This is a genomic window from Pseudomonas sp. KH_050 (genome assembly GCF_057838875.1).
The window spans coordinates 4,674,585-4,698,958 of sequence record NZ_CM174478.1; the positions used below are offsets into that span (position 1 = coordinate 4,674,585).

Sequence of the window (24,374 nt, forward strand, 5' to 3'; positions counted from 1 at the left end):
ACTCCCTTAAAGACTGTTGATCAGCGTGCTGAAGGTTTCTTGCGCGGCCTTGATGATCTGCGACGACGCGGTGTAGTACTGCTGGAACTTGATCAGGTCGGAAGCCTCGTCTTCCAGGTTGACCCCCGACACCGAATTTCGACTGGCTTTGGCTTGGGTCAAAATCGCATTGGTGGCGGCGCTATCGACGCCGGCCTTATTCGCCTGCGCACCGACCTGCTCCACCAAGCGACTGTAGGAGGTGGTCATGCTGATTCCAGCATTGCCTCCGGTCACCCCGACGGTTGCCTTGGTCTGCAACTCCAGCAGCTGATTGGCGTTACGGTTATCCGACTTGCCATCGGCGTTGAATGCGACGGTGTAGCTGTCGCCCTCTGCTGGCGAGCCACCCACCGCGGTGTCGAAACTGAAGGTTTTCGGCTGACCGGCACCGTCGAGAATCGGCTGACCGCTGGCATCGCGCATCGGCACGTTGATTGTCAGCTGGTTTTTCTGGCCCGGGATAATGCTGCCATTACCGATCGAGTTACCCTTGGAGTCATGCACCGTGTAGGTCTGAGTACCGGTCAACGGATCGGGCTTGCCGAAGGCGATCTTGACCGGCATCGAGTGCTCGATGGCGCCTTGCAGCTGAGCCAGGTCCGCGCCGCCGTAGATGTTCAAGGGAACTTTCAGCGATGGCGGGTCAATGGTCCCAGTGCCGTCATTGCCCGCGCTGCCCGTCGCCGCCAAAGGCGCGGCAAAGGCCAGCTTGGTGGCGTCAGTCAACTGCGTGCCAATGGTCGTAGCACCGCCACGGGTCGGCGACACCTTGAAACTGTCGCCGGCGCTGAGGGGGCCTTGACCGTCGAGTGACAGGGTAAAGCCGTCGATCACCGGTGGCGGCGTGGTCGATGTATCGAAAGAGCCCATGGCAGTGCCGTCGGAACGGGTGACGCTGTACTGCGTAGGGCTGCTGAAGGTGACTTTGTAGTCGTGAATCGACAGCGCACTGGTATTGGTAATAGTGACGTTGAGATTGCCGGAGCCGGCACTGTTGCTCGAAGCACCCTGGCTACGCTGACTGATGGCGGTGGCGCTGTTGATGTTATTGAACAGAGAAGCACCGAACTCGCCGTTCGAGTCCAGCCCCTGGCCCAGCTGGCTGTTGATCGCCCCCGAGACCACCAGAGCGGTACGCCCCAGATCGTTCATGGCGGGCGCCAGTACCTCGTCACGATAGCGGATCAAGCCGCCGATCTTGCCGCCGGTAATGACCGAGGTCACATCGGTGCTGGACTGGCCGTAACTGATCTGAATGTTGAACTGGTTTTTGTCGCCGTTTGCCGGGGTCGCCGACAGCTTGTTGGCGGTGTTGCCCAGGACCAGCGATTGCCCGGTGCCGAGGGAAATATCGTAGCTGCCATTGCGCTCATGAACTTTCACGCCGACCAGCTCGTTCAACGAACGAACGGCTTCATTACGTGCGTCGAGTAGGTTGGCAGGCGCGTTGCCGGAGTTCGTGGACTGGGCGATCTGCTGGTTGAGCGAGGCAATCGACGAGGTCAACTGGTTGACCTGACCGGTCAAGGTGCCCAGCTGACCATTGATACCTTCATTCTGCTGGTTCAATTGCGAGGCAATGGAGTTGAAACGGTTGCTCAGCGTTTGCGAACTGGTGAGCAACAACTGTCGGGAGGAGACGTTGTCCGGAGTAGCCGCAGCAGTTTGCAGGGCAGAGAAAAAGCTGCTCAGCGCCGCCGTGATCCCGGTGGTTTTATCGGACAACAGTTTATCTACCGCACCAATCTCATCGAGATAAGCCTTGGCGTCGTTGTTGAGCGAGGTGGTGGTCTGCAACTGACTATCGAGGTAGGCGTTGTACACCCGGCGCACATCCGCCAGGGTTGTGCCGCTGCCAATAAAAACATTGCCATACTGTTGAGAGGCTGCGCTGGTCTGAACGTTTTGCTGGCGTGAGTAGCCCGCGGTATTGGCGTTGGCAATGTTATTACCGACAGTCGCTAACCCCGACTGGCTCGCATTGAGCCCCGACATCCCGATATTGATCAAACTCGCCATGGTTCAAACCTTATAAAGTCGTGGAGGAGCTCGCCGCAGCGTAGTTCTGGTAGCTCTTCATTTGTTTGGCTATCTGTGAAATCTTGCTGGCGTAGTCCGGGTCGGTGGCATAACCGGCCTTCTGCAACTCGCGCACAAACTGTTCCGGGTTATCGGCCGACTTCAGGACTTCTTGATAACGATTGTTGCTTTGCAGCAAGGTCACCAGGTCATGGAAGCTGTCTTGATAAGAATCGTAGGAACGGAACTCGGCCGTCTCCTTGACCATCTCGCCATTCCTGAACTCGCTGGTGATTGCCCGGGCCTGAGCGCCCTTCCAGCTTTCGCTGGCCTTGATGCCAAACAGGTTGTGGCTGCTGGTGCCGTCCTGCTGGCGCATGACCGATTTACCCCAGCCGGTTTCCAGTGCGGCCTGGGCCACCAGGTAGCGTGGGTCGACGCCGATCCGGTCAGCCGCCTGTTGCGCCATGGGCAGCATGGTGGCGACGAATTCGTCTGCCGATCCGAAGGCTTTTTTCGCTGGCGCCAACGGTGGCTGGGCCAGGGCCCGACCGTAGACTTGCATTCGCCCGCCAGGCGCGGCAAAGCTTTGCGCGGGCTGCCAATCACCCTTGATGACTGCATCGGCGGCGGCCGTGGTACGGGCCGGCAACGCACTGTGATGACTGGCGACGGCGGCGGTGGTCGCCGAAGGCACAATCCCTGTCAACAACCGGTCGGCGAGCTTGGGTGGCAATGCCAGGCGCCGCTGATTGAGCAACGTCCTGACGTCATGGCTCGCGCCCTCGGCAGCCGGTTGTGACGGGTTTTCCGAGCGCGAGGCCCACAAGGGACGCTGACCGTTGAGACGACTCAAGGCGCCGTTGGTGCCGGTGGTCCCGGCAGCGATCGGAGTCGCAACCGGCACCTTGGCCGCGTCTTGAGCTGCGGTCGACAAGGTCGAGTCAGTCGCTGCGTGGGTCGGCCTGGTTTTCGACATCTGGCGCAGCAATACATCCGCCAGACCGATACCGCCGCCCTCACGGGACATGGAAACCGCCAGCTGCTGGTCGTACATTTCCTGGTACTGCTTGGCCGCCGGAGTATTGAGCGGATTGTCCTGGCCCAACGCATCGGTGGCCGAACGCATGGACTTGAGCATTTCGTTGAGAAACAGCGACTCAAACTCCTGCGCCACCTTGCGCATGTTGCCTTCGCTGTCCTTGTCACCGACCTTGAGCTGGTTAAGCCGGTTGAGGTCGGAGTAGGAACCCGAATCGCTGCTGCTCACCCGAGCGCCTTTCTGAATTTCCATGGCCGCCACCTCAAATCACGATCAGATCGGCTTGCAAGGCGCCGGCCTGTTTCAAGGCTTCGAGGATTGCCATCAAGTCACCCGGCGCGGCGCCGACCTGATTCACCGCACGAACGATTTCGTCCAGGGTGGTACCCGGGCCGAACCTGAACATCGGCTTGGCCTCTTGCTCGGCGTTGACCCGCGAGCGCGGCACAACGGCGGTCTGGCCATTGGACAGCGGCCCCGGCTGACTGACAATCGGGTCCTCGGTAATGGTCACCGTCAGGCTGCCATGGGTCACCGCGGCCGGTGATACTTTGACGTTCTGGCCGATCACGATGGTGCCGGTCCGCGAGTTGATAATGACCTTGGCCACCGCCTGGCCCGGATCGACTTCGAGGTTTTCGAGGATCGACAGGTAGTCGACACGCTGGCTCGGATCGAGCGGCGCCGTCACCCGAATCGAACCGCCGTCGATGGCCTGAGCCACACCTGGACCGAGCAGGTCATTGATCTTGTCGACGATGCGTTTGGCCGTGGTGAAGTCCGAACGGTTGAGGTTGAGGGTCAGGCTGTTGCCCTGGTTGAAACCACTCGGCACCGCGCGCTCGACGGAAGCACCACCGGGGATCCGCCCGGCCGACGGAACGTTGACGGTGATCTTCGACCCGTCACGGCCTTCGGCGTCGAAACCACCGACCACCAGGTTGCCCTGGGCGACGGCGTAGACGTTGCCATCGATACCTTTAAGTGGCGTCAGCAGCAAGGTGCCACCACGCAGGCTCTTGGAGTTGCCGATGGAGGACACGGTGATATCCACCGTCTGCCCCGGCTTGGCGAACGCCGGCAAATCGGCGCTGATCGATACCGCCGCGACGTTCTTCAACTGCACGTTGCCCGAGCCGGCCGGCACCTTGATGCCGAACTGCGAAAGCATGTTGTTGAAGGTCTGCAGGGTGAACGGGGTCTGCGTAGTCTGGTCGCCCGTACCGTTAAGCCCGACGACCAGGCCATAGCCGATCAATTGGTTGGAGCGTACGCCCGAAATACTGGCGATGTCCTTCAGCCGTTCGGCGTGAGCGCCAAAGGCCGTGGACAGCAATAGCATGGCCGCCATCAGGTGCTTGAAGTTCAACATGGGGCGGGTCATCACCTAGAAAGGGAACAGCGGGCTGAGGAAGAAACGGTCGAACCAGCCTGGCTGACTCGCATCGGCAAACGAACCGGTGCCCGAATAGGTGATGCGCGCATCGGCGATTCGGGTCGAAGGCACGGTGTTATCCGTGGAAATATCGTCGGAGCGTACCAGGCCGGCAATCCGCACCAGCTCATCACCGGTATTGAGGGTCATCCACTTCTCGCCGCGCACGGCAATGATGCCGTTGGGCAAAACATCGGCGACGGTCACGGTGATCGAGCCGGTCAGGCTGTTGCCCTGCCCGGCCTTGCTGTCACCCTTGGTCGCACGGTCACCGCTGTAACCGACATCCAGGCTCAGGTCACCACTCCCGATCGGGTCATTGGTACTCAGGCCGCCACCAAAAAAGGAGCTCAGACCGATATCGGTCTTGCTGTTCTTGTCTATTTGCGAGTTGGCGTTTTTGCTCGCCTGGGTCCTTTCGTTCAGGGTAATAGTGATGATGTCACCGACCCGGAACGCCTTGCGGTCGCCATACAGGTTCTGCTCGAAGCCGGCCTGATAGATCGAGCCGTTGTTCGCCGCAGCCGGCAACGGGGTACGCGGCAATACTGGCGCGTAGTAAGGGTCATTCGGCTTCGGCGGCGGGGAGACGCACCCCGCGAGCACAGCGATCCCACTCAGTGCAAGAACAGAAACGAACCGATTCATGACCCTACCTCATGGTGTTGCAGGCGACCTCAGGCCGCCCCATAGACTTGATTAAAGATTCTGCGTTACGAACGAGAGCATCTGGTCGGCGGTGGAGATCACCTTGGAGTTCATCTCGTACGCACGCTGGGTGGTGATCATGTTGACCATCTCTTCCACGGTGCTGACGTTGGAAGTTTCCAGGGTGTTTTGCAGCGTCAGGCCAAACCCGTTCAAGCCCGGGGTACCGACTTGCGGCGCGCCGCTGGCAGCGGTCTCCATGAACAGGTTGCCGCCGACCGCTTGCAGGCCGGCCGGGTTGATGAAGTCGGCAGTCTGCAGGTTGCCGATCACTTGCGAAGCCGCGTTACCGGCAATGGTGATCGAGACGGTGCCGTCCTGACCCACGGTGAAGGTCTGTGCATCGTTCGGCACGACGATCGCCGGCTCAAGCGCGAAGCCGTTGGCGGTGACGATCTGGCCATTGGAGTCCAGGTGGAAGGTACCGTCGCGGGTATAGGACGTGGTGCCATCCGGCTGCAGAATCTGGAAGAAGCCGCGACCATTGATGGCCATGTCCAGCGGCTGCTCGGTGGTTTGCAGGCTACCGGCGGTGAAGTTCTTCTGGGTGCCGACGATGCGCACACCGGTACCTACTTGCAGGCCCGATGGCAACTCGCTGTCCTGGGTCGACTGGGCGCCAGGCTGGCGTTTGATCTGGTACAGCAGGTCCTGGAACTCGGCGCGGTCACGCTTGAAGCCCGTGGTCGAGACGTTTGCCAGGTTGTTGGAAATAGTCGTCAGGTTGGTGTCCTGGGCGGACAGACCTGTTTTGGCAACCCATAGAGCCGGAAGCATTCGATTCTCCTCGCGCGCCTGTTTTACGGCGCTACGTTCTGATAATTAGCTGATCTGCAAGACCCGAGCCATGGCCTGGTCGTCTTCTTTGGCGGTGTTCATCATCTTGATGTGCAGCTCGAACTGCTTGGCCAGCGCCAGCACCGAGGTCATCTCTTCGACGGCATTGACGTTGCTCGACTCGAGAAACCCGGACACCAGTTGCACGTTGGCATCGGCCTGCGCCGGCTGGCCGTCCTTGGTGTGGATCGAACCGTCCAGGCCCTTGGTCATGTTTTTCAGGTCCGGATTGACCAGCTTGATGCGGTCGACTTCAGCCATTACCCGTGGGCCTTCGCCCATGGCGCGGATGCTGATGGTGCCGTCCTGACCGACTTCGATTTTCTGTTCAGGCGGCACGGCAATCGGCCCGCCGTTGCCCATGACCGGCATCCCGTTGCCGGCCCGCAGCACGCCCAGGGCATCGACATTCAGGCTGCCGGTACGCACATAACCTTCACTGCCATCGGGGGTTTGCACGGCAATCCAGCCGTTGCCACTGACCGCCACATCGAGATCGCGCCCGGTTTCCACCAGCGAGCCTGCAGTGAAGTCGGTGGCCGGACGCTCGGACAGGGCAAACGCCCGCGCCGGAAAGCTGTCACCGAACACCGGCATCGACCGCGCCTGCTCCAGGTCACGCTGAAAACCGTTGGTGGAGATGTTCGCCAGGTTGTTGGCATGCGCCTTTTGCGCCAGTGCATTCTGACTGGCGCCGGTCATTGCCACGTAAAGGTACTTGTCCACAGTCTTTCCTCTGTCTGCCGGACGTTTGCCGCCCACCGCTGTACTGCTGAGCCTCAAGCAATAACTGCACCAACTATTTTTTGGCGGGGTGAGGGCAGGCAAACAGGGGACTTGAGGGAATCAGAGGGGATTTGGCGATTGTGTCAAAGACGAAAAACCGGCGGGGATATGCCGGTGGGCGGGTAGGAGCTGCCGCAGGCTGCGATCTTTTGATCGTTCTTCTATTTCTGATCATTGCGGTGCAGCCGAAAAGATCGCAGCCTGGCGGCAGCTCCTACGAATGTGCGTACATCCGACATTTCCCGGATGTACAAGGCCCCTGTAGGAGCTGCCGCAGGCTGCGATCTTTTGATCGTTCTTCTATTTCTGATCATTGCGGTGCAGCCGAAAAGATCGCAGCCTGGCGGCAGCTCCTACGAATGTGCGTACATCCGACATTTCCCGGATGTACAAGGCCCCCGTAGGAGCTGCCGCAGGCTGCGATCTTTTGATCGTTCTTCTATTTCTGATCATTGTGGTGCAGCCGAAAAGATCGCAGCCTGGCGGCAGCTCCTACGAATGTGCGTACATCCGACATTTCCCGGATGTACAAGGCCCCTGTAGGAGCTGCCGCAGGCTGCGATCTTTTGATCTTAGAGGTCCCCCTTCCCTACCTCATACTCGCGCAACTTATTAGCAATGGTGGTATGGGAAACCCCGAGCCGCTTGCCCAGTTGCCGGCTGCTTGGATGTTCCGAATACAGCCGCTCCAGCACGGCCTTCTCGAAACGCCCGACAATCTCGTCGAGCCCGCCCTCGAGGGAAAAATCGCCAAGAGGCTGGCGCACGCCATAATCCGGCAGTCGAATATGCTCAGCCTTGACCGTACCGCCCTCACACAATGAAACCGCCTGAAACAACACGTTCTCCAACTGCCTTACGTTGCCGGGCCAGTGATAATGACGCAGCCGATCCATCGCCGCCGGCGCCAGTTTTGGCAAGGGGCAGCCGATCTGCCGGCTGGCCTGATCGAGAAAGTGCTCTACCAGCGGCGTCAAACCATCCAGGCATTCGCGCAGTGGCGGGATATGCAACGACAACACATTGAGCCGATGATAAAGGTCCTGACGGAATTCACCACGAGCACACAGCTCCGACAGATCGACCTGGGTCGCGCAGATCACCCGTACATCCAGATAGACCTCTTCGTCACTGCCGACCCGACGAAAACAGCCATCCTGCAGAAAGCGCAGCAATTTAACCTGCAAGCGCGGACTCATCTCCCCCACCCCATCGAGGAACAGCGTGCCACCGGCCGTCAGCTCCAGCAGACCCAGCTTGCCTTCAGCCCGCGCCCCTTCGAAAGCACCGGGGCCATACCCGAACAACTCGGTCTCGGCCATCGACTCTGGCAACCCGGCGCAATTGAGCGCCATCAATGGAGACTGCCCACGCGGGCTGGCCAGGTGGCAGGCGCGCGCCAGCAACTCTTTGCCGGTGCCGGTTTCGCCTTCGATCAGCAGCGGCGCATCCAGCGGCGCCATGCGGCGTGCTTCGCGAACCACCGCGGCCATGACCTTGGAACTCTGGAAAATGCTGTCGAAGCCGCGCAGCTCCTGCTTGCGCACATTATAGATACGCTCGCCGACCCGGTCCGCCCGGTGCAATGTCAGCACCGCACCGGCCATGGCCTCGCTGTCGTCATGCTCAGATTGCAGCGGCGCGATATCGGCCAGAAACACGTCGCCCTTGACCTTGACCCGCAAGCCGTTGATCCGCGATTTGTTGGCGCGAACCAGCTCCGGCAAATCGAAGTCTTCGGCATAGCGCGACAGCGGAATCCCCGGCACCTCATCGACCCGCACCCCGAGCAGCTGGGCGGCGGCACGGTTGGCCGCAACGATCGAGCCGCCCATATCGATGGACAACACCGGAAACTCCAGTGCACCGAGCAAGGCGTTGAGCTCCATATGCCGCCGCTCGCTGGGCATCAGCCCGACGCGCTTGACGCCAAAAACACCGTTAATCGCCTCGAACTTCGGGCGCAGCGCCTGGAACTGGATGTTGATCAGGTTCGGGCAATGCAGGTAGATCGCATTGCCATGCTCGCCGCCGACTTCACCGCGGGCGACGTTGATCCCGTACTCCACCAGCAGGTTGAGAATGTCGCGCAGGATACCGATGCGGTTCTGGCAGTGGACTTTGATACGCATGTGAAGGTCCGGAATTTTATTGGAGGGTCGAGAACGGAATATCTGGCTTCGCACATTCCCGTAGCAGCTGGCGAAGCCTGCGTTCGGCCGCGCAGCGGTCGTAAAGTCGGTGAACGCGGTTGTACCTGATACAAAGCGTTTGCAGGTTTTAGGGCCGCTGCGCGCCCCAGCGGGGGCAAGCCCCCTCGCCACAGGTGCTCACCAGGCTCTGGATGACCGTTAACTGACCGACATTGGATCAAATGCCGCCACTTTTTTTGCAGCTGGGCTCAGTTAGTCGTCAAGATTATGTGACAGTTTCAAGCCTTTTCAAACCAGAAGATCTCAACGCACAGGGGATCGAGGCCATTACGTAACGATAACTTTACAAAAAGCATGGAAAATTCCTACTCACTCTTCAACCGAGGTACTGCAACTCGCTCCTCTCTGCGCTATCTATATGAATATAAGTTGAACCATAACAAGAACGTATCCCCTAGCAGGAGAGCAGCATGAAGCAGACGCACTACGTGGCTCGCGAGCCCGATGCGCAAGGTTTTATCGACTACCCCGCAGAAGAACATGCGGTGTGGAACACGCTGATCACTCGACAAATGAAAGTGCTCGAGGGTCGTGCGTGCCAGGAATACCTGGACGGCATCGAAAAACTCGGCCTGCCTCACGATCGCATTCCGCAACTTGGCGAAATCAACGAGGTGCTGGCTGCCACTACCGGCTGGCAAGTCGCCCGCGTGCCGGCGCTGATCCCCTTCCAGACTTTCTTCGAATTGCTGGCCAACAAGCAGTTTCCGGTGGCGACCTTTATTCGTACCCGCGAAGAGCTGGATTACCTGCAAGAGCCGGACATTTTCCACGAAATCTTCGGCCACTGTCCGCTGCTGACCAACCCGTGGTTCGCTGAATTCACCCATACCTACGGCAAGCTTGGCCTGCAAGCCTCCAAAGAGGAGCGGGTCTACCTGGCGCGGCTGTACTGGATGACCATCGAGTTCGGCCTGGTCGATACCCCGCAAGGCCAACGCATCTACGGTGGCGGCATTCTGTCCTCGCCCAAGGAAACCGTGTACAGCCTGTCGGATGAGCCGGAACATCAGGCATTCGATCCGCTGGAATGCATGCGCACGCCGTACCGCATCGACATCCTGCAACCGCTGTACTTTGTCCTGCCGAACCTCAAGCGCCTGTTCGATCTGGCCCACGAAGACATCATGGGCATGGTCAAGCAAGGTATGCAGCTGGGGTTACGCGCTCCCAAGTTTCCGCCAAAAGCGGCGTGACACGCGCCTTTTGGCATCAGGTGAGTCTGTTACGGGCCGACGCTTTGCTTTAGCGTGGCCTCACTGACGACCGTTTTTCCAAACACTCGATTTCAGGAATACATCATGTCCACATTGAACCAAGCCCATTGCGAAGCCTGCCGCGCCGATGCTCCACAAGTCAGCGACGAAGAACTGCCGGTACTGATCAAGCAGATCCCTGACTGGAACATCGAAGTACGCGACAGCGTGATGCAGCTGGAAAAAGTTTTCCTGTTCAAGAACTTCAAGCACGCCCTGGCGTTCACCAACGCCGTCGGTGAAATCTCCGAGGCCGAAGGTCACCACCCAGGCCTGCTCACCGAGTGGGGCAAAGTCACCGTGACCTGGTGGAGCCACTCGATCAAAGGCCTGCACCGCAACGACTTCATCATGGCCGCGCGCACTGACGAAGTGGCCAAGGACGCCGAGGGCCGCAAATAATGCATTTCGATGCCATCGGCCGAGTGCCCGGCGACCCGATTCTCGGCCTGATGGAGGCCTATGCGCTGGATTCGAACCCGCGCAAATTCGACCTCGGCGTTGGCGTCTATAAAGACGCCCAGGGCCTGACGCCGATTCTTCAGGCCGTGAAACTGGCCGAACAACGGCTGGTCGATCAGCAAACCACCAAGACCTACATCGGTGGTCACGGAGATGCGGCGTTCGGCAAGGGCATCAATGATCTGGTGCTGGGCGCGGACTCCGAGCTGATTGCCGAGCAACGGGTCGGCGCCACCCAGACTCCTGGCGGCACTGGTGCATTGCGCTTGAGCGCCGACTTCATCGCCCGCTGCCTGCCCGGCCGCGGTATCTGGTTGAGCAACCCGACCTGGCCGATTCACGAAACCATCTACGCCGCGGCCGGCCTCAAGGTCAGCCACTACCCCTATGTCGGCAGCGATAACCGCCTCGACGTCGAAGGCATGCTGGCGACCCTGAACCAGGTGCCCAAGGGCGACGTGGTGCTGCTGCACGCCTGCTGCCATAACCCTACCGGGTTCGACCTGTCCGTTGATGACTGGCGTCGGGTGCTGGAGATCGTCCGCAACCGCGAACTGTTGCCGTTGATCGACTTCGCCTACCAAGGCTTCGGCGACGGCCTGGAGCAGGATGCCTGGGCGGTGCGGTTGTTTGCACAAGCACTGCCTGAATTGCTGATCACCAGTTCCTGCTCGAAGAACTTCGGCCTGTACAGCGATCGTACCGGCGCACTGATCGTTTGTGCGGCGAACGCCGAGAAGCTGCTGGATATCCGCAGCCAGCTGGCATTTATCGCCCGTAACCTGTGGTCGACTCCGCCGGATCACGGTGCCGCAGTGGTCGCGACCATCCTTGGCGATCCAGAGCTGAAAAACCTCTGGGCCGATGAAGTCGAAGCCATGCGCCTGCGTATCGCGCAATTGCGCTCAGGCCTGGTGGAAGCCCTTGGGCCCCACGGCCTGGGCGAACGTTTCGCGCACATCGGGGTACAACGCGGCATGTTCTCCTACACAGGCCTGACACCGACGCAGGTGCAGCGTCTGCGGGAAAACCATAGCGTGTACATGGTCAGCAGCGGCCGGGCGAACGTCGCAGGGATCGACGCGACACGCCTGGATTTGCTGGCGGAGGCAATTGCCGAGGTGTGTCACCCTTAAAAAGATTGCAGCCTGCGGCAGCTCCTACAGGTTTTGTGTACACCTGATAATCCACAGGTGTACCGGGTTGGGGTAGGAGCTGCCGTAGGCTGCGATTTTTTCGCGGCACACACTTGTCTAGACAACCCCGCCCGTCGCAACAATTGGATATAAAAGACTTTTTGCCATTTCCAGTGCTGTATCCTCTACAAGCTTTTTTAAAGCGCGGATCTACCCGCGATCTAAAAACAGACCTTGCGAGGAGCGACGACGATGCACGAGATACCTAATCTCCCCTTCCCAAGCCTGCACGAAACCAAGCAGACAACCACGCAACAAGCCGGCGCCCAACAGCCCGAACCGAACGAAATAGTTGAACGCCGCAAGGCCGACAGCGAAGACTGAGTGAGCTACCCAGACCGTGTGGAAAGCGCTAAATGATGCGCTTTCCACACAGCCTGAACGTCAGTCCCCCCGAGAACCGAGCCATGACCGACAACTTCAGCGAAACCCAAGCCAGCGTGCTGATCGGCACCGCTGAAAAGATGATCGAGGTCTGGAATCGCCTCAGCCCGGAAAAACAAGCCACCCTGCTGGCCCGTTTCGGCAACCAGGAAAATGCCCTGGCCGCCCTGGTTACCACGCAATTGCTGGCTCCCGGAAAATCCTGATTACCCCTCCTTGAATCCATTCGCTGCCGCTACTTCGGGTCGGCGCGATAGTTTTTGCTTTTCCTGCCCTGCATCGCCACAACCACCGGTATCATAAGCAGCCTATCTATCCTGCTGCGCCAGTGGATCTCTCCCCATGCCAGATACCCAGCGACCCATGGCGGTCACGCTGCAAGTCGTTTCCATCGTGCTCTTCACCTTCATCGGCTACTTGAACATCGGCATCCCTCTGGCCGTGCTGCCGGGTTACGTCCACAGCGACCTGGGTTTTGGCGCGGTGATCGCCGGCCTCGTGATCAGCGTGCAGTACCTCGCCACCCTGCTTAGCCGCCCTTATGCCGGGCGCATCATCGACAACAAGGGCAGCAAACTGGCGGTCATCTACGGCCTCGCCGGTTGCGGCTTGAGCGGTGTGTTCATGCTGATTTCAGCCTGGACCCAAAGCCTGCCGATGTTGAGCCTGATCAGCCTGTTGATCGGCCGTCTGGTGCTCGGTAGCGCGGAAAGCCTGGTGGGCTCCGGTTCGATCGGTTGGGGCATCGGCCGGGTCGGCGCGGCGAACACCGCCAAGGTCATCTCCTGGAACGGCATCGCCAGTTACGGCGCATTGGCCATCGGCGCACCGCTGGGGGTGCTGCTGGTCAATCAATTGGGTCTGTGGAGCATGGGCGTGAGCATTCTGCTGCTGGCGGCGCTTGGCCTGGTGCTGGCCTCGCCGAAAACCGCTGCGCCGATTGTCGTCGGTGAACGCCTGCCGTTCATGCATGTGCTGGGTCGCGTGCTGCCCCACGGCTGCGGTCTGGCGCTGGGCTCGATCGGATTCGGCACCATCGCCACCTTCATCACCTTGTATTACGCCACTCAGCATTGGTCCAACGCGGTGTTGTGCCTGAGCCTGTTCGGCGCCAGCTTCATTGGCGCGCGGCTGCTGTTCGGCAACCTGATCAACCGCCTTGGCGGGTTTCGGGTGGCAATTGCCTGCCTGTCGGTGGAAACCCTCGGGCTGTTGCTGCTGTGGTTGGCACCTGACGCGAACTGGGCGTTGGCCGGTGCGGCGTTAAGCGGCTTTGGTTTCTCGCTGGTGTTTCCGGCCTTGGGGGTGGAGGCGGTGAACCTGGTACCGGCCTCCAGCCGCGGCGCGGCGGTCGGTGCCTATTCGCTGTTCATCGATTTGTCCCTGGGGATTACCGGACCGCTGGCCGGGGCGATCGCAGCGGGCTTCGGGTTTGCCTCGATCTTTCTGTTTGCCGCGCTGGCCGCCCTGGCTGGCCTGCTGCTCAGCTTCTACTTGTTCCGGCAAGCGCCGCAGCACCTAAATGAAAAGCACCGGGAACAACGCGAAGCGAGCTAGAAGTCGACCTTGCCGCGCCCGGCCTTGATCGAGCCGCGTTTGGTCTTGGATTCCAGCCGTCGGGTTTTCGAACCCAGGGTCGGCTTGGTCGGACGGCGCTTCTTTTCGACCTTGGTGGCACTGAGGATCAACTCCACCAGCCGCTCCAGCGCATCGGCACGATTCTGCTCCTGGGTCCGGTATTGCTGGGCCTTGATGATCAACACCCCTTCGCTGGTGATGCGACTGTCGCGCAGCGCCAGCAGCCGTTCCTTGTAGAACGGTGGCAGGGATGACGCCGGAATGTCGAAACGCAGATGTACCGCGCTCGAGACCTTATTGACGTTCTGGCCACCGGCACCCTGGGCGCGAATGGCGGTCAATTCGATCTCGGCGTCGGGCAGATGCACGTTGTTGGAAATCACCAGCATGGAAAAGGGTCCGGAGTCAGGGCGTTCAGGATACCGCGAATGATGCGCTGACTGGACGGGCCCTTTCGCAAGCGAGCCCCAATGCAGTTAAAGATTTTGAGACGAACATCGCACCTGTGGCGAGGGAGCTTGCTCCCGCTCGGCTGCGCAGCAGTCGTAAAGCCTGCACATGAGGCGTGTCTGACAGAACCGGTTACAGGTTTTAGGGCCGCTGCGCGCCCCAACGGGAGCAAGCTCCCTCGCCACAGTTGATCGCCCAACCATAGATTTCTGTTAACTGACCGGCATCGGGGCAAGCTCGCAGGTTTTTTGCCGCACACAAAAAACCCGGCACAGGCCGGGCTTTTTGTTTTTGCATGATGCCTTATTTCACCGCGGAACCAGCCATCAACACCTGTTGCGCACTGCGCTTGTTCTTGATGCCGTAGCAGACCCACATGAACGCCACCCACACCGGGATCGCGTAGACCGAGATCTGGATACCCGGGATCAGCAGTATGACGCCAAGGATGAACACCACGAACGCCAGGCAGACGTAGTTGCCGTACGGGTACCACAGCGCCTTGAACAACGGCGTCTGCTTGGTACGGTTCATGTGCTGGCGGAACTTGAAGTGCGAGAAGCTGATCATCGCCCAGTTGATCACCAGGGTCGCAACCACCAACGACATCAGCAGTTCCAGCGCATGTTGCGGGATCCAGTAGTTGAGCAGCACGGCGACCAGGGTCACCGCGGCCGACGCCAGAATCGACCGCACCGGCACGCCACGCTTGTCGATCTTCGCCAGCGCCTTCGGTGCATCGCCCTGCTCGGCCATGCCCAGCAGCATGCGGCTGTTGCAGTAGGTGCCGCTGTTGTACACCGACAGCGCCGCGGTCAAGACGACGAAGTTGAGGATGTGCGCCGCGGTGTCGCTGCCGAGCATCGAGAAAACCTGGACGAACGGGCTGCCGCTGTAGGCATCGCCGGAGGCATTCAGGCTTACGAGCAAGCTGTCCCACGGCGTCAGGGACAACAGCACCACCAGAGCACCGATGTAGAAAATCAGGATCCGGTAGATCACCTGGTTGATGGCTTTAGGGATCACAGTCTTCGGCTGGTCAGCCTCGGCTGCGGTGAAACCGAGCATTTCCAGGCCGCCGAAGGAAAACATGATGATCGCCATGGCCATCACCAGACCGCTGACGCCATTAGGGAAGAAACCACCGTGCTCCCACAAGTTGGTCACCGAAGCCTGTGGCCCGCCGTCGCCGCTGACCAGCAGGTAGCTGCCCAGGGCGATCATGCCGACGATGGCCACGACCTTGATGATCGCGAACCAGAACTCGGCCTCGCCAAAGACTTTGACGTTGGCCAGGTTGATCAGGTTGATCAGTACGAAGAACCCGGCTGCCGATACCCAGGTTGGGATCTCGGGTGCCCAGTAGTGGATGTATTTGCCGACCGCGGTCAGCTCCGACATGCCCACCAGGATGTACAGGATCCAGCAATTCCATCCCGACAGGAAGCCGGCAAAACCGCCCCAGTACTTGTGTGCGAAGTGGCTGAACGAGCCAGCCACCGGCTCTTCCACGATCATTTCGCCCAGTTGGCGCATGATCATGAAAGCGATGAAGCCGCAGATCGCGTAGCCGAGGATCATCGACGGGCCGGCCGATTTCAGTACACCGGCAGAACCGAGAAACAACCCGGTACCGATCGCGCCACCAAGGGCAATCAGTTGAATATGGCGATTCTTCAGGCCGCGTTGAAGCGTGCCGGAATGCGAGTTTTGTCCACTCATTAAAAGGGTCTCACGCAAGGTTTGATGATGTTCGTTGGACGTTGCTGCTTGGGTACGAAATTAAGCAGCGGGGATCAAACCCCAGCGCAGGCACCAGGAGTTCAGCGTTTTTTTAACCGTCATGCGTCACCTGTTTGTTTTTATCTGTGACGAAATCGAACCCGACACGCTTGTGACGCGGCGGAGTGAACAAGGCGGATAGCCTTGAGTTTATTGGCCTTGGGCGATCGAACGGAATGCTGGGGGCAAACGAGTCATGACAGCCGACAGGCGCAAAATGCGCGGATACGCAGTTGAGTCACAGTTAAAACGCCGCGCATTGTACACCCGTAACCCGCTGCTGCCAGACATCGCCTGATCAGCGCGTCGGTTGCCGGGATGGCACGGGGCCGTCTCGCGGGTCGCGGACGGCGGCAATAAACTGGACGAACCGCTGTGGGCCGTCAGTGGCGACGATGGGGGAGTCATCGCGTGGGGAGAGTCGGTAGGAATGGATCATGGCGTACATTGCGCCTCCTTCTTGTTATGACCTGCACGACAGGCATGGGGCGCATAACACCCTCACCAGCGATGGGAAACAACCGGGGTAGAGCCTTGTGGCCAGCAATGACGGCGCGAATTCGGCAGGATTTCCTTACGGCGCTGAAGGTTTGTCGATTCCACGGGGGGATAGCGGGGTATTCGTAAACATTTCGTTACGAAGCGGAACGCGAAATTTCCACTGCAGATCGGTCGAGAGATGGGGATCGTTGCCACTGCTCGCGATATGGCGGAGGCAGGAGCACCGCTGTTCTACCGAGTGATACGAAGGAAAAAAAAACGCCAACCCTTAGGTTGGCGTTTCTATTACCCGCTTGAAGCTTACCGCTGCTTCACTCCGGCTTGCGACGGCCAAAGCCTGGACGCTGACCCGAACCGGCCGGTGCACCACGGCGTTTGCCCGATGGTGCATCCTTGTCGACCAGGACAATGCCCGGACGTTTGGACTTCGGCGCTGGCTTGGCTGGGCGCTTGGTATCGGCCGGGCGCTCTGCCACTGGCGTACCGCGACTGGAATCGCTGCGACCGCTTGCTGGCGCGCCACGATCGCTACGACCGCCGGTTGGAGCACCGCGACCGGTAGCCGGACGCGGAGTGCGTGGACCGCGTACACCATCCTGACGCGATTCCGCCGGTTTGCGCGCCGGGCGCTCACCTTCGATCTGCGGCTCACGGGCTGGACGCGGGCCGGCGGCAGGTGCGCCGGCAGCTGGACGCAGTGTCCGCACGCGCTCGGTCTTGCCAACCGGACGCGACGATTTGCGCTGCATACGCTCAAGCTTGTCTTTGCTCTTGGCGTTCAGCTGCGGCATCGCCACCGGAGTCAAACCCACTTCAGCACTGAGAATGTCGACTTCGTACTGGCTCATTTCGCGCCAGCGACCCATCGGCAGGTCAGAGTTGAGGAATACCGGACCGAAACGCACGCGCTTCAGACGGCTGACCACCAGCCCCTGGGATTCCCACAAACGACGCACTTCACGGTTACGGCCTTCCATCACCACGCAGTGGTACCAATGGTTGAAGCCTTCGCCACCCGGTGCTTGCTTGATGTCGGTGAACTTCGCCGGGCCGTCTTCGAGGACGACGCCGGCTTTCAGACGCTCGATCATCTCGTCGTCGACTTCGCCACGCACACGTACCGCGTATTCACGGTCCATCTCGTAGGAAGGGTGCATCAGGCGGTTGGCCAGCTCACCATCGGTGGTGAACATCAGCAGACCGGTGGTGTTGATATCCAGACGGCCGATGTTGATCCAGCGGCCTTCTTTCGGACGCGGCATTTTATCGAACACGGTCGGACGGCCTTCCGGGTCGTCACGGGTGCAGATTTCACCGTCGGGCTTGTTGTACATGATCACGCGGCGTACCGACTCGGCGGCTTCTTCGCGCTTGATCACCTTGCCATCGATGGTGATGGCGTCGTGCAGGTCGACACGCAGGCCAAGGGTGGCATCTTTGCCGTTGACCTTGATTCGGCCGTGGCTGATCCAGGCTTCTACGTCGCGGCGCGAGCCAACGCCGATACGGGCGAGGACTTTCTGCAGTTTTTCGCCTGCTGGGCCGATTTCCTGGTCGTCTTTCTGGTCTTTGATACTCATCTGGGCACCTCCCGGTGTGGTCTGTTCAGGCCTGGCCTGAAGAGTTGAAAGCTGGTCCTTGGGCGAAGGGATCGCTCGAGGGTCGCGAATCATACGCTCATGAGGGCGTTCGCGCATCAGAGACTAGCTGATCGACCGCGGCTTATCTGGTTTTCCGCCGACCGGTGGCGTCGCAAGATCAAAAGATCAACAGATCGCAGCCTGCGGCAGCTCCTACAGGGGATTGGCGTTCACCCGCGGTCGGCGTAGGAGCTGGCGCAGGCTGCAATCTTTTAGCGGCCTTCAATCCTCCGACATTCGTCTTTCGTTCTCGATCGCTTCGGCCAATGCCTGGGCTTCGGCTTCTTCGTCGCTCAGCTGGGGCTTGTGCTGTTCCAGTGCCGCGACGGCGGCGAGGAGTTTTTCCCGGGCTTCGGCGACGCCAATGAGGTCGTCTTCCTGCGGCTGTTCGATTTCGGCTTCGGCCTCAAGTTCGACCTCAACCTCAATCTCGGGTTCGGGCTGAGCCAGCCCCTCTTCGGTCTCGCTCACCGCCCCATCCCGAAGCAAATCGTCGAAGTCGGTTTTGAGGCCTTCCTCCATCGAATCCAGCTCCAGCAGCAAGGTATGGAAACTGGTTTCGTCCTTCGGCTCTTCCGGTTCGGCGCTGGCGTCGGCCAGGTCTTGCAGGCTTTGCGGCACTGGCGCGTCGTCGAAGTCGAGAACCGGATCGGGTTCCAGCTCACGCAGGTCGGCCAGCGGCGGCAGGTCGTCGAGGTTCTTCAGGTTGAAGTGGTCAAGGAAGGCTTTGGTGGTGGCGAACATCGCCGGTCTACCCGGCACGTCGCGGTAACCGACGATGCGGATCCACTCGCGCTCGAGCAGGGTCTTGACGATATGACTGTTGACCGCCACCCCACGTACGTCCTCGATCTCGCCCCGGGTGATCGGCTGGCGATAGGCGATCAAGGCCATGGTTTCCAGCATGGCCCGGGAATAACGCTGCGGCCGCTCTTCCCACAAGCGACCCACCCAGGGCGAAAATTTTTCGCGGATCTGCAGGCGATAGCCGGAGGCGACTTCCTTGAGCTCAAAGGCCCGGCCGTCGCAGGATTTGGCCAGAATCGCCAGGGCTTTCTTGAAGACCGGCGGTTCGGGCCGCTCGCCCTCTTCGAAGAGTTCGAACAGGCGCTCCATCGATTGCGGTTTTCCCGAGGCCAGCAGAAAAGCTTCAAGCAATGGCGCCAGCTCGCGGGGTTCAGTCAGATTCATTGATTCAGCTCGTTATTCGGCTCGCGCCCGCACATGGATAGCCGCAAAAGACTCATTCTGCACCAGCTCGACCAGGGATTCCTTGACCAGCTCGAGGATCGCCATAAAGGTCACGACCACACCCAGGCGCCCTTCTTCAGCGGTAAACAGCTCGACAAAGGGCACGAAGCCGCCGCCCTTGAGCCGCTCCAGCACATCGCTCATGCGTTCGCGGGTAGACAACGCTTCGCGACTGACCTGATGGCTTTCGAACATATCGCCACGGTGCAGGACCTCGGCCATGGACATCAGCAATTCTTCCAGACTCACATCCGGCAACAACTTGCGGGCCCGCGCCTCTGGCGCATCGAGCTTGGGTACTACCACGTCGCGCCCTACCCGGCTCAGACCATCAATGCCTTCGGCAGCGGCCTTGAAGCGCTCGTATTCCTGCAGGCGGCGGATCAGTTCGGCCCGCGGGTCGTCTTCTTCGGCTTCGATCTCGGCGGCGCGCGGCAGCAGCATCCGCGACTTGATCTCGGCGAGCATCGCCGCCATCACCAGATACTCGGCGGCCAGTTCCAGGCGAACCGATTGCATCAACTCGACATAGCCCATGTACTGGCGGGTGATTTCTGCCACGGGGATGTCGAGAATATTGATGTTCTGTTTGCGGATCAGGTACAGCAACAAGTCGAGCGGACCTTCGAAAGCCTCGAGAAAAACCTCCAGCGCATCCGGCGGAATGTACAGGTCCAGCGGCATTTCCATGACCGCCTGGCCATAGACCATGGCGAATGGCAGTTCCTGCTGCGCCCCGGCCTGGCTCTCCACGGATTCGACAACGGACATTCAGGCCTCGACCGTAAACGGTGCCGGGTCGCCACAGCCGACGCGGATCACTTCCGGCTCGCCGTCGGCCAGACTGATCACCGTGGAAGCTTTGATGCCGCCGAAGCCGCCGTCAATGATCAGGTCGACCTGATGCTCCAGCAACTGGCGCATTTCGTAAGGGTCGGTCATTGGCTCGGTATCGCCGGGCATGATCAGCGTCACGCTCATCAGCGGCTCGCCCAGCTCTTCCAGCAACGCCAGGGCTATCGGGTGGCTCGGCACCCGCAGGCCGATCGTGCGCTTCTTGGGGTGCAGCAATAGCCGCGGAACTTCGCGGGTGGCATTGAGAATGAAAGTGTAGGGCCCGGGCAGGTGGGCCTTGAGCAAGCGAAAGGTGCCGGTATCGATCTTGGCGAACAGCCCCAGCTGCGACAGATCGCTGCAAATCAGCGCGAAGTTGTGCTTGTCGTCCAGCTGCCGCAAGCGACGCACGCGCTCGACGGCGTTCTTGTCACCGATCTGGCAGCCGATGGCGTAAGCAGAGTCGGTTGGATAGATCACCACACCACCGGACCTGATGATCTCGACAGCCTGTTTGATCAGGCGCGCTTGCGGGTTTTCCGGATGAATCTGGAAAAATTGACTCACATTCTCTACCTGTTCAGACGGCGGCAATAACTGGGTCATGTTTGAACCGACACCAAAGCGGCGGCAGATCTTCCGGGAGCGGGCGGTACTCGCCTATCTCGGACCAGCCTCCAGGTCCATGAAAATCACTGCCGGCGCTGACCAGCAGACCGAACTCACGAGCAAGAATAGCCAGGCTGCCCACTTGCTCGGCGGGCTGGTGGCCATTGACCACCTCAATCGCATGGCCACCTGCTTGAATATAGTCGGCAATCAGGCGGCGACGTTTGCTACGGGTAAAATCATAGTGCCAAGGGTGCGCCAGGCTGACCCAGGCACCCGCTGCGCGCAGGGTTTCGACGGTTTCTTCAAGAGTCGGCCAATGCTGCTTGACGTCCCCCAGCTTGCCGGCGCCCAGCCATTTGCGGAAGGCTTCGGCGCGATCCTTGACGAAACCGGCGCGCACCAGGTAGTCGGCAAAGTGCGGACGGGCCGGGGCATTGCCGCTGTCACCCAGTTCCTGCTGAATCGCCCGGGCACCTTCCAGCGCACCGGGCATGCCCTTGAGCTCCAGCCTGCGGCTTATTTCTTCGGAGCGCAGCCAGCGGCCGTGGTGCAATTTGTCGATGGCCTCGACCAGCGCCGGGGCGTTGACATCAAAACCATAGCCCAATACATGAATGGTCGCCCCGCCCCAGGTGCAGGATAATTCGACACCGTTGATCAGTTGCATGCCCAGGGCAACCGCGGCGCTGCGGGCCTCTTCCAGGCCTTCGAGGGTGTCATGATCGGTCAAGGCCAGGACTCGCACGCCTCTCTCGAACGCACGCGCAACCAGTACCGCAGGCGCCAGGGCGCCATCGGAGGCCGTGCTATGACAGTGCAAATCAACATTCACAGGACTCTGTAACCTCAATTCAGCTGGCGCTTTCGCAACCAAGGATGTTTGTTATTATGCCGGCACATCCTGCTTCTGGCTGCCACTGTGAAACAATTCATCGACTTCATCCCGCTGTTCCTGTTTTTCATTGTCTTCAAAATCGATCCAAGGGTCGTCGACATCGCCGGTCACCAATTGACTGTAGGCGGCATTTACAGCGCCACGGCGATGCTGATCATCAGTTCCCTGGTGGTTTACGGCGCGCTGTTCTTTTCCCAGCGCAAGCTGGAAAAAAGCCAGTGGCTGACCCTGATCGCCTGCCTGGTCTTCGGCAGCCTGACCCTGGCCTTCCACAGCGAGACCTTCCTCAAGTGGAAGGCCCCGGTAGTCAACTGGCTATTCGCCCTGGCCTTTGCCGGCAGCCACTTCATCGGTGACCGCCTGCTGATCAAACGCATCATGGGCCATGCGCTGACATTGCCGGAGCCGGTCTGGACCCGCCTGAACATTGCCTGGATCGGTTTTTTCCTGTTCTGCGGCGGCGCCAACCTGTTCGTGGCCTTTACCTTCCAGAGCTACTGGGTCGACTTCAAAGTCTTCGGCAGCCTGGGCATGACCGTGCTGTTCCTGATCGCCCAGGGCATCTACCTGTCCCGTCATATCCATGACACCGAAACCACTACACCAAAAACCGAGGACTGACATGCTTTACGCAATCATTGCCACAGACGTCGCCAATTCCCTGGAAAACCGTCTGGCGGCACGCCCGGCGCACCTGGAGCGACTGCAACAGCTCAAGGCTGAAGGTCGTGTGGTGCTTGCCGGCCCGCACCCAGCCGTCGACAGCAATGACCCCGGTGCCGCGGGTTTTACCGGCAGCCTGATCGTCGCCGAGTTCGACTCGCTGACGGCTGCGCAAGCCTGGGCCGATGCCGACCCATACATCGCTGCGGGCGTCTACGCCAACGTATCGGTCAAGCCGTTCAAGCAAGTCCTGCCGTAAAATGTCCCCCGGCGCGATGAACCTTATCGGTTCATTGCGCTCTCAATCGCTCATTATTCTCGTTTAACGGCCGACAACCTGCCCAACACTCGATTGGAATCAGGAGTTCCGATGCGCCAAGGTCCGTTGTGTCTGCTGTTGGTCATGTTATCGATCGGGGTTGTGGCCCATGCCACAGAGCGTTCTGACTCGGGCAATTCCACGCCCCTGTCCCTGAGCGCTGGTAGCCAGATCACCGAATTGCAGCAACGCTTGAAAGAAAGCGAGCGGCTGCGTGATGAGCTGATTAAACAATTGCAAAATACCGATAGCGAACGCGAAAGCGCCCGCTTGACTGCCCTGCGCCAAGAGAACCAGCGCCTCAAGCTGCAACTCAAGGAGGCATTGGCAAGCCCAGAGCCGCGCCTGCTGACCGACCAGCAGCAGTGGTTCGTCATCGGTGCCGCGGTAGCGCTATTGGCCCTGCTCTGCGGTATCTTCGCCAGTGGCGGACGCAGACGACGTCGGCAATGGCTAAATTGAGTGAGTCATGAGCGACCTGTTACTGATAGATGATGACCAGGAGTTGTGTGAGCTGCTGGCCAGTTGGCTGAGCCAGGAAGGCTTTCAGGTGCGTGCCTGCCACGATGGCCAGAGCGCGCGCCGCGCCTTGGCCGAAAACGCGCCGGCGGCCGTGGTGCTGGACGTGATGCTGCCCGACGGCAGCGGTCTGGAACTGCTCAAGCAACTGCGCAGCGATCATCCGGATCTGCCGGTGCTGATGCTCTCGGCCCGTGGCGAGCCGCTGGATCGCATCCTCGGCCTGGAACTGGGCGCCGACGATTACCTGGCCAAACCCTGCGACCCACGGGAGTTGACCGCCCGCCTGCGGGCCGTGTTGCGCCGTAGCCATCCAACGGCGGTGTCCAGCCAGCTCGAGCTGGGCGACCTGTGCTTCAGCCCGGCCCGCGGCGTGGTCAGTATCGATGAACAGGAGTTCACCCTGACCATCTCCGAAAGCCGCCTGCTCGAAGCGCTACTCAAGCAACCGGGCGAGCCACTGGACAAGCAGGAACTGGCGCAGATCGCCCTCGGCCGCAAGCTGACCCTGTACGACCGCAGCCTGGACATGCACGTCAGCAACCTGCGCAAGAAGATCGGCCCCCACCCCGACGGACGCCCCCGCATTGTTGCCCTGCGCAGCCGCGGCTATTACTACAGCCTCTGATACTACAGCCTCTGACATGACGCGCCCTCGTAGCAGCTGCCGAAGGCTGCGTTCGGACCGGGGTCGCGCTCGACCGCAGCAGTCGTAAAACCTGCACCCGCGCTCTTCCAGACACCCCTCATCAACAAGATCACGACCGCTTCGCGGCCGAACGCAGCCTTCGGCAGCTGCTACGGGGGAACGCATACACCCAGGCTAGCCGGGGTACCTTGCTTTTGCTTTGCTTTGCTTTTGATCTTGATCTGTCTGCCCCTTTTCCAGAGGCCGAACGCAGGTATTGCGCAGGGGGCACCTCGGCATGGATGCCGAGGTAGCCGCGCCC

General features: G+C 60.2%; 24 protein-coding genes. 10 read left to right on the plus strand and 14 right to left on the minus strand.

Annotated features, from left to right (window positions below; genetic code table 11):
* Positions 1-6: 6 nt before the first annotated feature.
* The 7 genes from flgK to AC3IUA_RS21285 all read right to left on the minus strand — a co-directional run bounded on the left by flgK (position 7) and on the right by AC3IUA_RS21285 (position 9,001).
* Complete coding sequence (gene flgK / locus AC3IUA_RS21255) at positions 7-2,061, minus strand: flagellar hook-associated protein FlgK (RefSeq protein WP_489356876.1); 2,055 nt, start codon at positions 2,059-2,061, stop codon at positions 7-9.
* 10 nt (positions 2,062-2,071) lie between these two features.
* Positions 2,072-3,355, minus strand: coding sequence for a flagellar assembly peptidoglycan hydrolase FlgJ (flgJ, locus tag AC3IUA_RS21260; RefSeq protein ID WP_489356877.1), 1,284 nt, complete (start codon positions 3,353-3,355; stop codon positions 2,072-2,074).
* Between the two features lie 10 nt (positions 3,356-3,365).
* Positions 3,366-4,475, minus strand: a complete 1,110-nt coding sequence (locus tag AC3IUA_RS21265; protein WP_489356878.1) for a flagellar basal body P-ring protein FlgI — start codon at positions 4,473-4,475, stop codon at positions 3,366-3,368.
* Positions 4,476-4,490: 15 nt separating this feature from the next.
* Positions 4,491-5,186 (minus strand): flagellar basal body L-ring protein FlgH, encoded by a 696-nt coding sequence (gene flgH, locus AC3IUA_RS21270; protein ID WP_489356879.1) that lies wholly within the window; start codon positions 5,184-5,186, stop codon positions 4,491-4,493.
* 51 nt (positions 5,187-5,237) lie between these two features.
* The gene (flgG, locus tag AC3IUA_RS21275; RefSeq protein WP_489356880.1) at positions 5,238-6,023 is read right to left on the minus strand and encodes a flagellar basal-body rod protein FlgG; all 786 of its coding nucleotides are present in this window, start codon (positions 6,021-6,023) and stop codon (positions 5,238-5,240) included.
* 45 nt (positions 6,024-6,068) lie between these two features.
* Positions 6,069-6,809, minus strand: coding sequence for a flagellar basal body rod protein FlgF (locus AC3IUA_RS21280; RefSeq protein WP_489356881.1), 741 nt, complete (start codon positions 6,807-6,809; stop codon positions 6,069-6,071).
* A 632-nt stretch (positions 6,810-7,441) separates the two neighbouring features.
* Complete coding sequence (locus AC3IUA_RS21285) at positions 7,442-9,001, minus strand: sigma-54-dependent transcriptional regulator (protein ID WP_489356882.1); 1,560 nt, start codon at positions 8,999-9,001, stop codon at positions 7,442-7,444.
* A gap of 491 nt (positions 9,002-9,492) precedes the next feature.
* On the opposite strand from AC3IUA_RS21285, the gene phhA reads away from it, so the two are divergent.
* The 6 genes from phhA to AC3IUA_RS21315 all read left to right on the plus strand — a co-directional run bounded on the left by phhA (position 9,493) and on the right by AC3IUA_RS21315 (position 13,937).
* A complete protein-coding gene (gene phhA, locus AC3IUA_RS21290; protein ID WP_489356883.1) occupies positions 9,493-10,278 on the plus strand; it encodes a phenylalanine 4-monooxygenase in 786 nt (261 codons plus the stop codon).
* 105 nt (positions 10,279-10,383) lie between these two features.
* The gene (locus AC3IUA_RS21295) at positions 10,384-10,740 is read left to right on the plus strand and encodes a 4a-hydroxytetrahydrobiopterin dehydratase (RefSeq protein WP_008030478.1); all 357 of its coding nucleotides are present in this window, start codon (positions 10,384-10,386) and stop codon (positions 10,738-10,740) included.
* Positions 10,740-11,936, plus strand: a complete 1,197-nt coding sequence (locus AC3IUA_RS21300) for an amino acid aminotransferase (protein WP_489356884.1) — start codon at positions 10,740-10,742, stop codon at positions 11,934-11,936. Before AC3IUA_RS21295 ends, AC3IUA_RS21300 begins: the two co-directional genes overlap by 1 nt.
* Positions 11,937-12,188: 252 nt before the next feature.
* Entirely contained in the window at positions 12,189-12,320 is a 132-nt protein-coding gene (locus AC3IUA_RS21305; protein WP_489356885.1) for a hypothetical protein, read from the plus strand.
* A gap of 83 nt (positions 12,321-12,403) precedes the next feature.
* On the plus strand, positions 12,404-12,586 hold the full coding sequence (locus AC3IUA_RS21310; protein WP_489362419.1) for a hypothetical protein: 183 nt from the start codon (positions 12,404-12,406) through the stop codon (positions 12,584-12,586).
* A gap of 136 nt (positions 12,587-12,722) precedes the next feature.
* A complete protein-coding gene (locus AC3IUA_RS21315) occupies positions 12,723-13,937 on the plus strand; it encodes an MFS transporter (RefSeq protein WP_489356886.1) in 1,215 nt (404 codons plus the stop codon).
* Here AC3IUA_RS21315 and arfB read toward each other — a convergent pair.
* The 7 genes from arfB to AC3IUA_RS21350 form a co-directional block, all read right to left on the minus strand.
* Positions 13,934-14,347 (minus strand): alternative ribosome rescue aminoacyl-tRNA hydrolase ArfB, encoded by a 414-nt coding sequence (arfB, locus tag AC3IUA_RS21320; protein ID WP_489356887.1) that lies wholly within the window; start codon positions 14,345-14,347, stop codon positions 13,934-13,936. The two genes, AC3IUA_RS21315 and arfB, sit on opposite strands and share 4 nt — an antisense overlap.
* A gap of 364 nt (positions 14,348-14,711) precedes the next feature.
* Complete coding sequence (locus AC3IUA_RS21325; protein ID WP_489356888.1) at positions 14,712-16,130, minus strand: amino acid permease; 1,419 nt, start codon at positions 16,128-16,130, stop codon at positions 14,712-14,714.
* An 872-nt stretch (positions 16,131-17,002) separates the two neighbouring features.
* Positions 17,003-18,271: a 23S rRNA pseudouridine(2605) synthase RluB gene (rluB, locus tag AC3IUA_RS21330; protein WP_489356889.1), complete on the minus strand. Its 1,269-nt coding sequence runs from the start codon at positions 18,269-18,271 to the stop codon at positions 17,003-17,005.
* Between the two features lie 282 nt (positions 18,272-18,553).
* Positions 18,554-19,522 carry an SMC-Scp complex subunit ScpB gene (gene scpB, locus AC3IUA_RS21335; protein WP_489356890.1) on the minus strand — a complete coding sequence of 323 codons (969 nt, stop codon included), beginning with the start codon at positions 19,520-19,522 and terminating at the stop codon, positions 18,554-18,556.
* A 12-nt stretch (positions 19,523-19,534) separates the two neighbouring features.
* Positions 19,535-20,353: a segregation and condensation protein A gene (locus tag AC3IUA_RS21340; protein WP_489356891.1), complete on the minus strand. Its 819-nt coding sequence runs from the start codon at positions 20,351-20,353 to the stop codon at positions 19,535-19,537.
* A complete protein-coding gene (locus AC3IUA_RS21345) occupies positions 20,354-20,983 on the minus strand; it encodes an L-threonylcarbamoyladenylate synthase (protein ID WP_489356892.1) in 630 nt (209 codons plus the stop codon).
* A gap of 13 nt (positions 20,984-20,996) precedes the next feature.
* Positions 20,997-21,860 (minus strand): PHP domain-containing protein, encoded by an 864-nt coding sequence (locus AC3IUA_RS21350; protein ID WP_489356893.1) that lies wholly within the window; start codon positions 21,858-21,860, stop codon positions 20,997-20,999.
* 87 nt (positions 21,861-21,947) lie between these two features.
* Between AC3IUA_RS21350 and AC3IUA_RS21355 the strand changes: the two genes are divergently transcribed.
* From AC3IUA_RS21355 to AC3IUA_RS21370, 4 genes are all read left to right on the plus strand, one after another.
* Complete coding sequence (locus AC3IUA_RS21355) at positions 21,948-22,544, plus strand: septation protein A (RefSeq protein WP_489356894.1); 597 nt, start codon at positions 21,948-21,950, stop codon at positions 22,542-22,544.
* A 1-nt stretch (position 22,545) separates the two neighbouring features.
* Positions 22,546-22,845, plus strand: a complete 300-nt coding sequence (locus AC3IUA_RS21360; protein WP_150804366.1) for a YciI family protein — start codon at positions 22,546-22,548, stop codon at positions 22,843-22,845.
* A 111-nt stretch (positions 22,846-22,956) separates the two neighbouring features.
* Positions 22,957-23,367: a translation initiation factor 2 gene (locus AC3IUA_RS21365; protein ID WP_489356895.1), complete on the plus strand. Its 411-nt coding sequence runs from the start codon at positions 22,957-22,959 to the stop codon at positions 23,365-23,367.
* Positions 23,368-23,374: 7 nt separating this feature from the next.
* Positions 23,375-24,052 carry a response regulator transcription factor gene (locus AC3IUA_RS21370; RefSeq protein WP_489356896.1) on the plus strand — a complete coding sequence of 226 codons (678 nt, stop codon included), beginning with the start codon at positions 23,375-23,377 and terminating at the stop codon, positions 24,050-24,052.
* Positions 24,053-24,374: the final 322 nt, after the last annotated feature.

What these genes read in the sequence shown, in the direction of transcription:
- AC3IUA_RS21360 (WP_150804366.1), top strand. Translation starts at nt 22,546, where the DNA reads ATGCTTTACGCAATCATTGCCACAGACGTCGCCAATTCCCTGGAAAAC.
- AC3IUA_RS21325 (WP_489356888.1), bottom strand. Translation starts at nt 16,130, where the DNA reads ATGAGTGGACAAAACTCGCATTCCGGCACGCTTCAACGCGGCCTGAAG.
- flgH (WP_489356879.1), bottom strand. Translation starts at nt 5,186, where the DNA reads ATGAATCGGTTCGTTTCTGTTCTTGCACTGAGTGGGATCGCTGTGCTC.
- arfB (WP_489356887.1), bottom strand. Translation starts at nt 14,347, where the DNA reads ATGCTGGTGATTTCCAACAACGTGCATCTGCCCGACGCCGAGATCGAA.
- rluB (WP_489356889.1), bottom strand. Translation starts at nt 18,271, where the DNA reads ATGAGTATCAAAGACCAGAAAGACGACCAGGAAATCGGCCCAGCAGGC.
- AC3IUA_RS21265 (WP_489356878.1), bottom strand. Translation starts at nt 4,475, where the DNA reads ATGTTGAACTTCAAGCACCTGATGGCGGCCATGCTATTGCTGTCCACG.
- AC3IUA_RS21340 (WP_489356891.1), bottom strand. Translation starts at nt 20,353, where the DNA reads ATGTCCGTTGTCGAATCCGTGGAGAGCCAGGCCGGGGCGCAGCAGGAA.
- flgG (WP_489356880.1), bottom strand. Translation starts at nt 6,023, where the DNA reads ATGCTTCCGGCTCTATGGGTTGCCAAAACAGGTCTGTCCGCCCAGGAC.
- AC3IUA_RS21370 (WP_489356896.1), top strand. Translation starts at nt 23,375, where the DNA reads ATGAGCGACCTGTTACTGATAGATGATGACCAGGAGTTGTGTGAGCTG.
- AC3IUA_RS21305 (WP_489356885.1), top strand. Translation starts at nt 12,189, where the DNA reads ATGCACGAGATACCTAATCTCCCCTTCCCAAGCCTGCACGAAACCAAG.
- AC3IUA_RS21310 (WP_489362419.1), top strand. Translation starts at nt 12,404, where the DNA reads ATGACCGACAACTTCAGCGAAACCCAAGCCAGCGTGCTGATCGGCACC.
- phhA (WP_489356883.1), top strand. Translation starts at nt 9,493, where the DNA reads ATGAAGCAGACGCACTACGTGGCTCGCGAGCCCGATGCGCAAGGTTTT.
- flgJ (WP_489356877.1), bottom strand. Translation starts at nt 3,355, where the DNA reads ATGGAAATTCAGAAAGGCGCTCGGGTGAGCAGCAGCGATTCGGGTTCC.
- scpB (WP_489356890.1), bottom strand. Translation starts at nt 19,522, where the DNA reads ATGAATCTGACTGAACCCCGCGAGCTGGCGCCATTGCTTGAAGCTTTT.
- flgK (WP_489356876.1), bottom strand. Translation starts at nt 2,061, where the DNA reads ATGGCGAGTTTGATCAATATCGGGATGTCGGGGCTCAATGCGAGCCAG.
- AC3IUA_RS21285 (WP_489356882.1), bottom strand. Translation starts at nt 9,001, where the DNA reads ATGCGTATCAAAGTCCACTGCCAGAACCGCATCGGTATCCTGCGCGAC.
- AC3IUA_RS21365 (WP_489356895.1), top strand. Translation starts at nt 22,957, where the DNA reads ATGCGCCAAGGTCCGTTGTGTCTGCTGTTGGTCATGTTATCGATCGGG.
- AC3IUA_RS21300 (WP_489356884.1), top strand. Translation starts at nt 10,740, where the DNA reads ATGCATTTCGATGCCATCGGCCGAGTGCCCGGCGACCCGATTCTCGGC.
- AC3IUA_RS21315 (WP_489356886.1), top strand. Translation starts at nt 12,723, where the DNA reads ATGCCAGATACCCAGCGACCCATGGCGGTCACGCTGCAAGTCGTTTCC.
- AC3IUA_RS21295 (WP_008030478.1), top strand. Translation starts at nt 10,384, where the DNA reads ATGTCCACATTGAACCAAGCCCATTGCGAAGCCTGCCGCGCCGATGCT.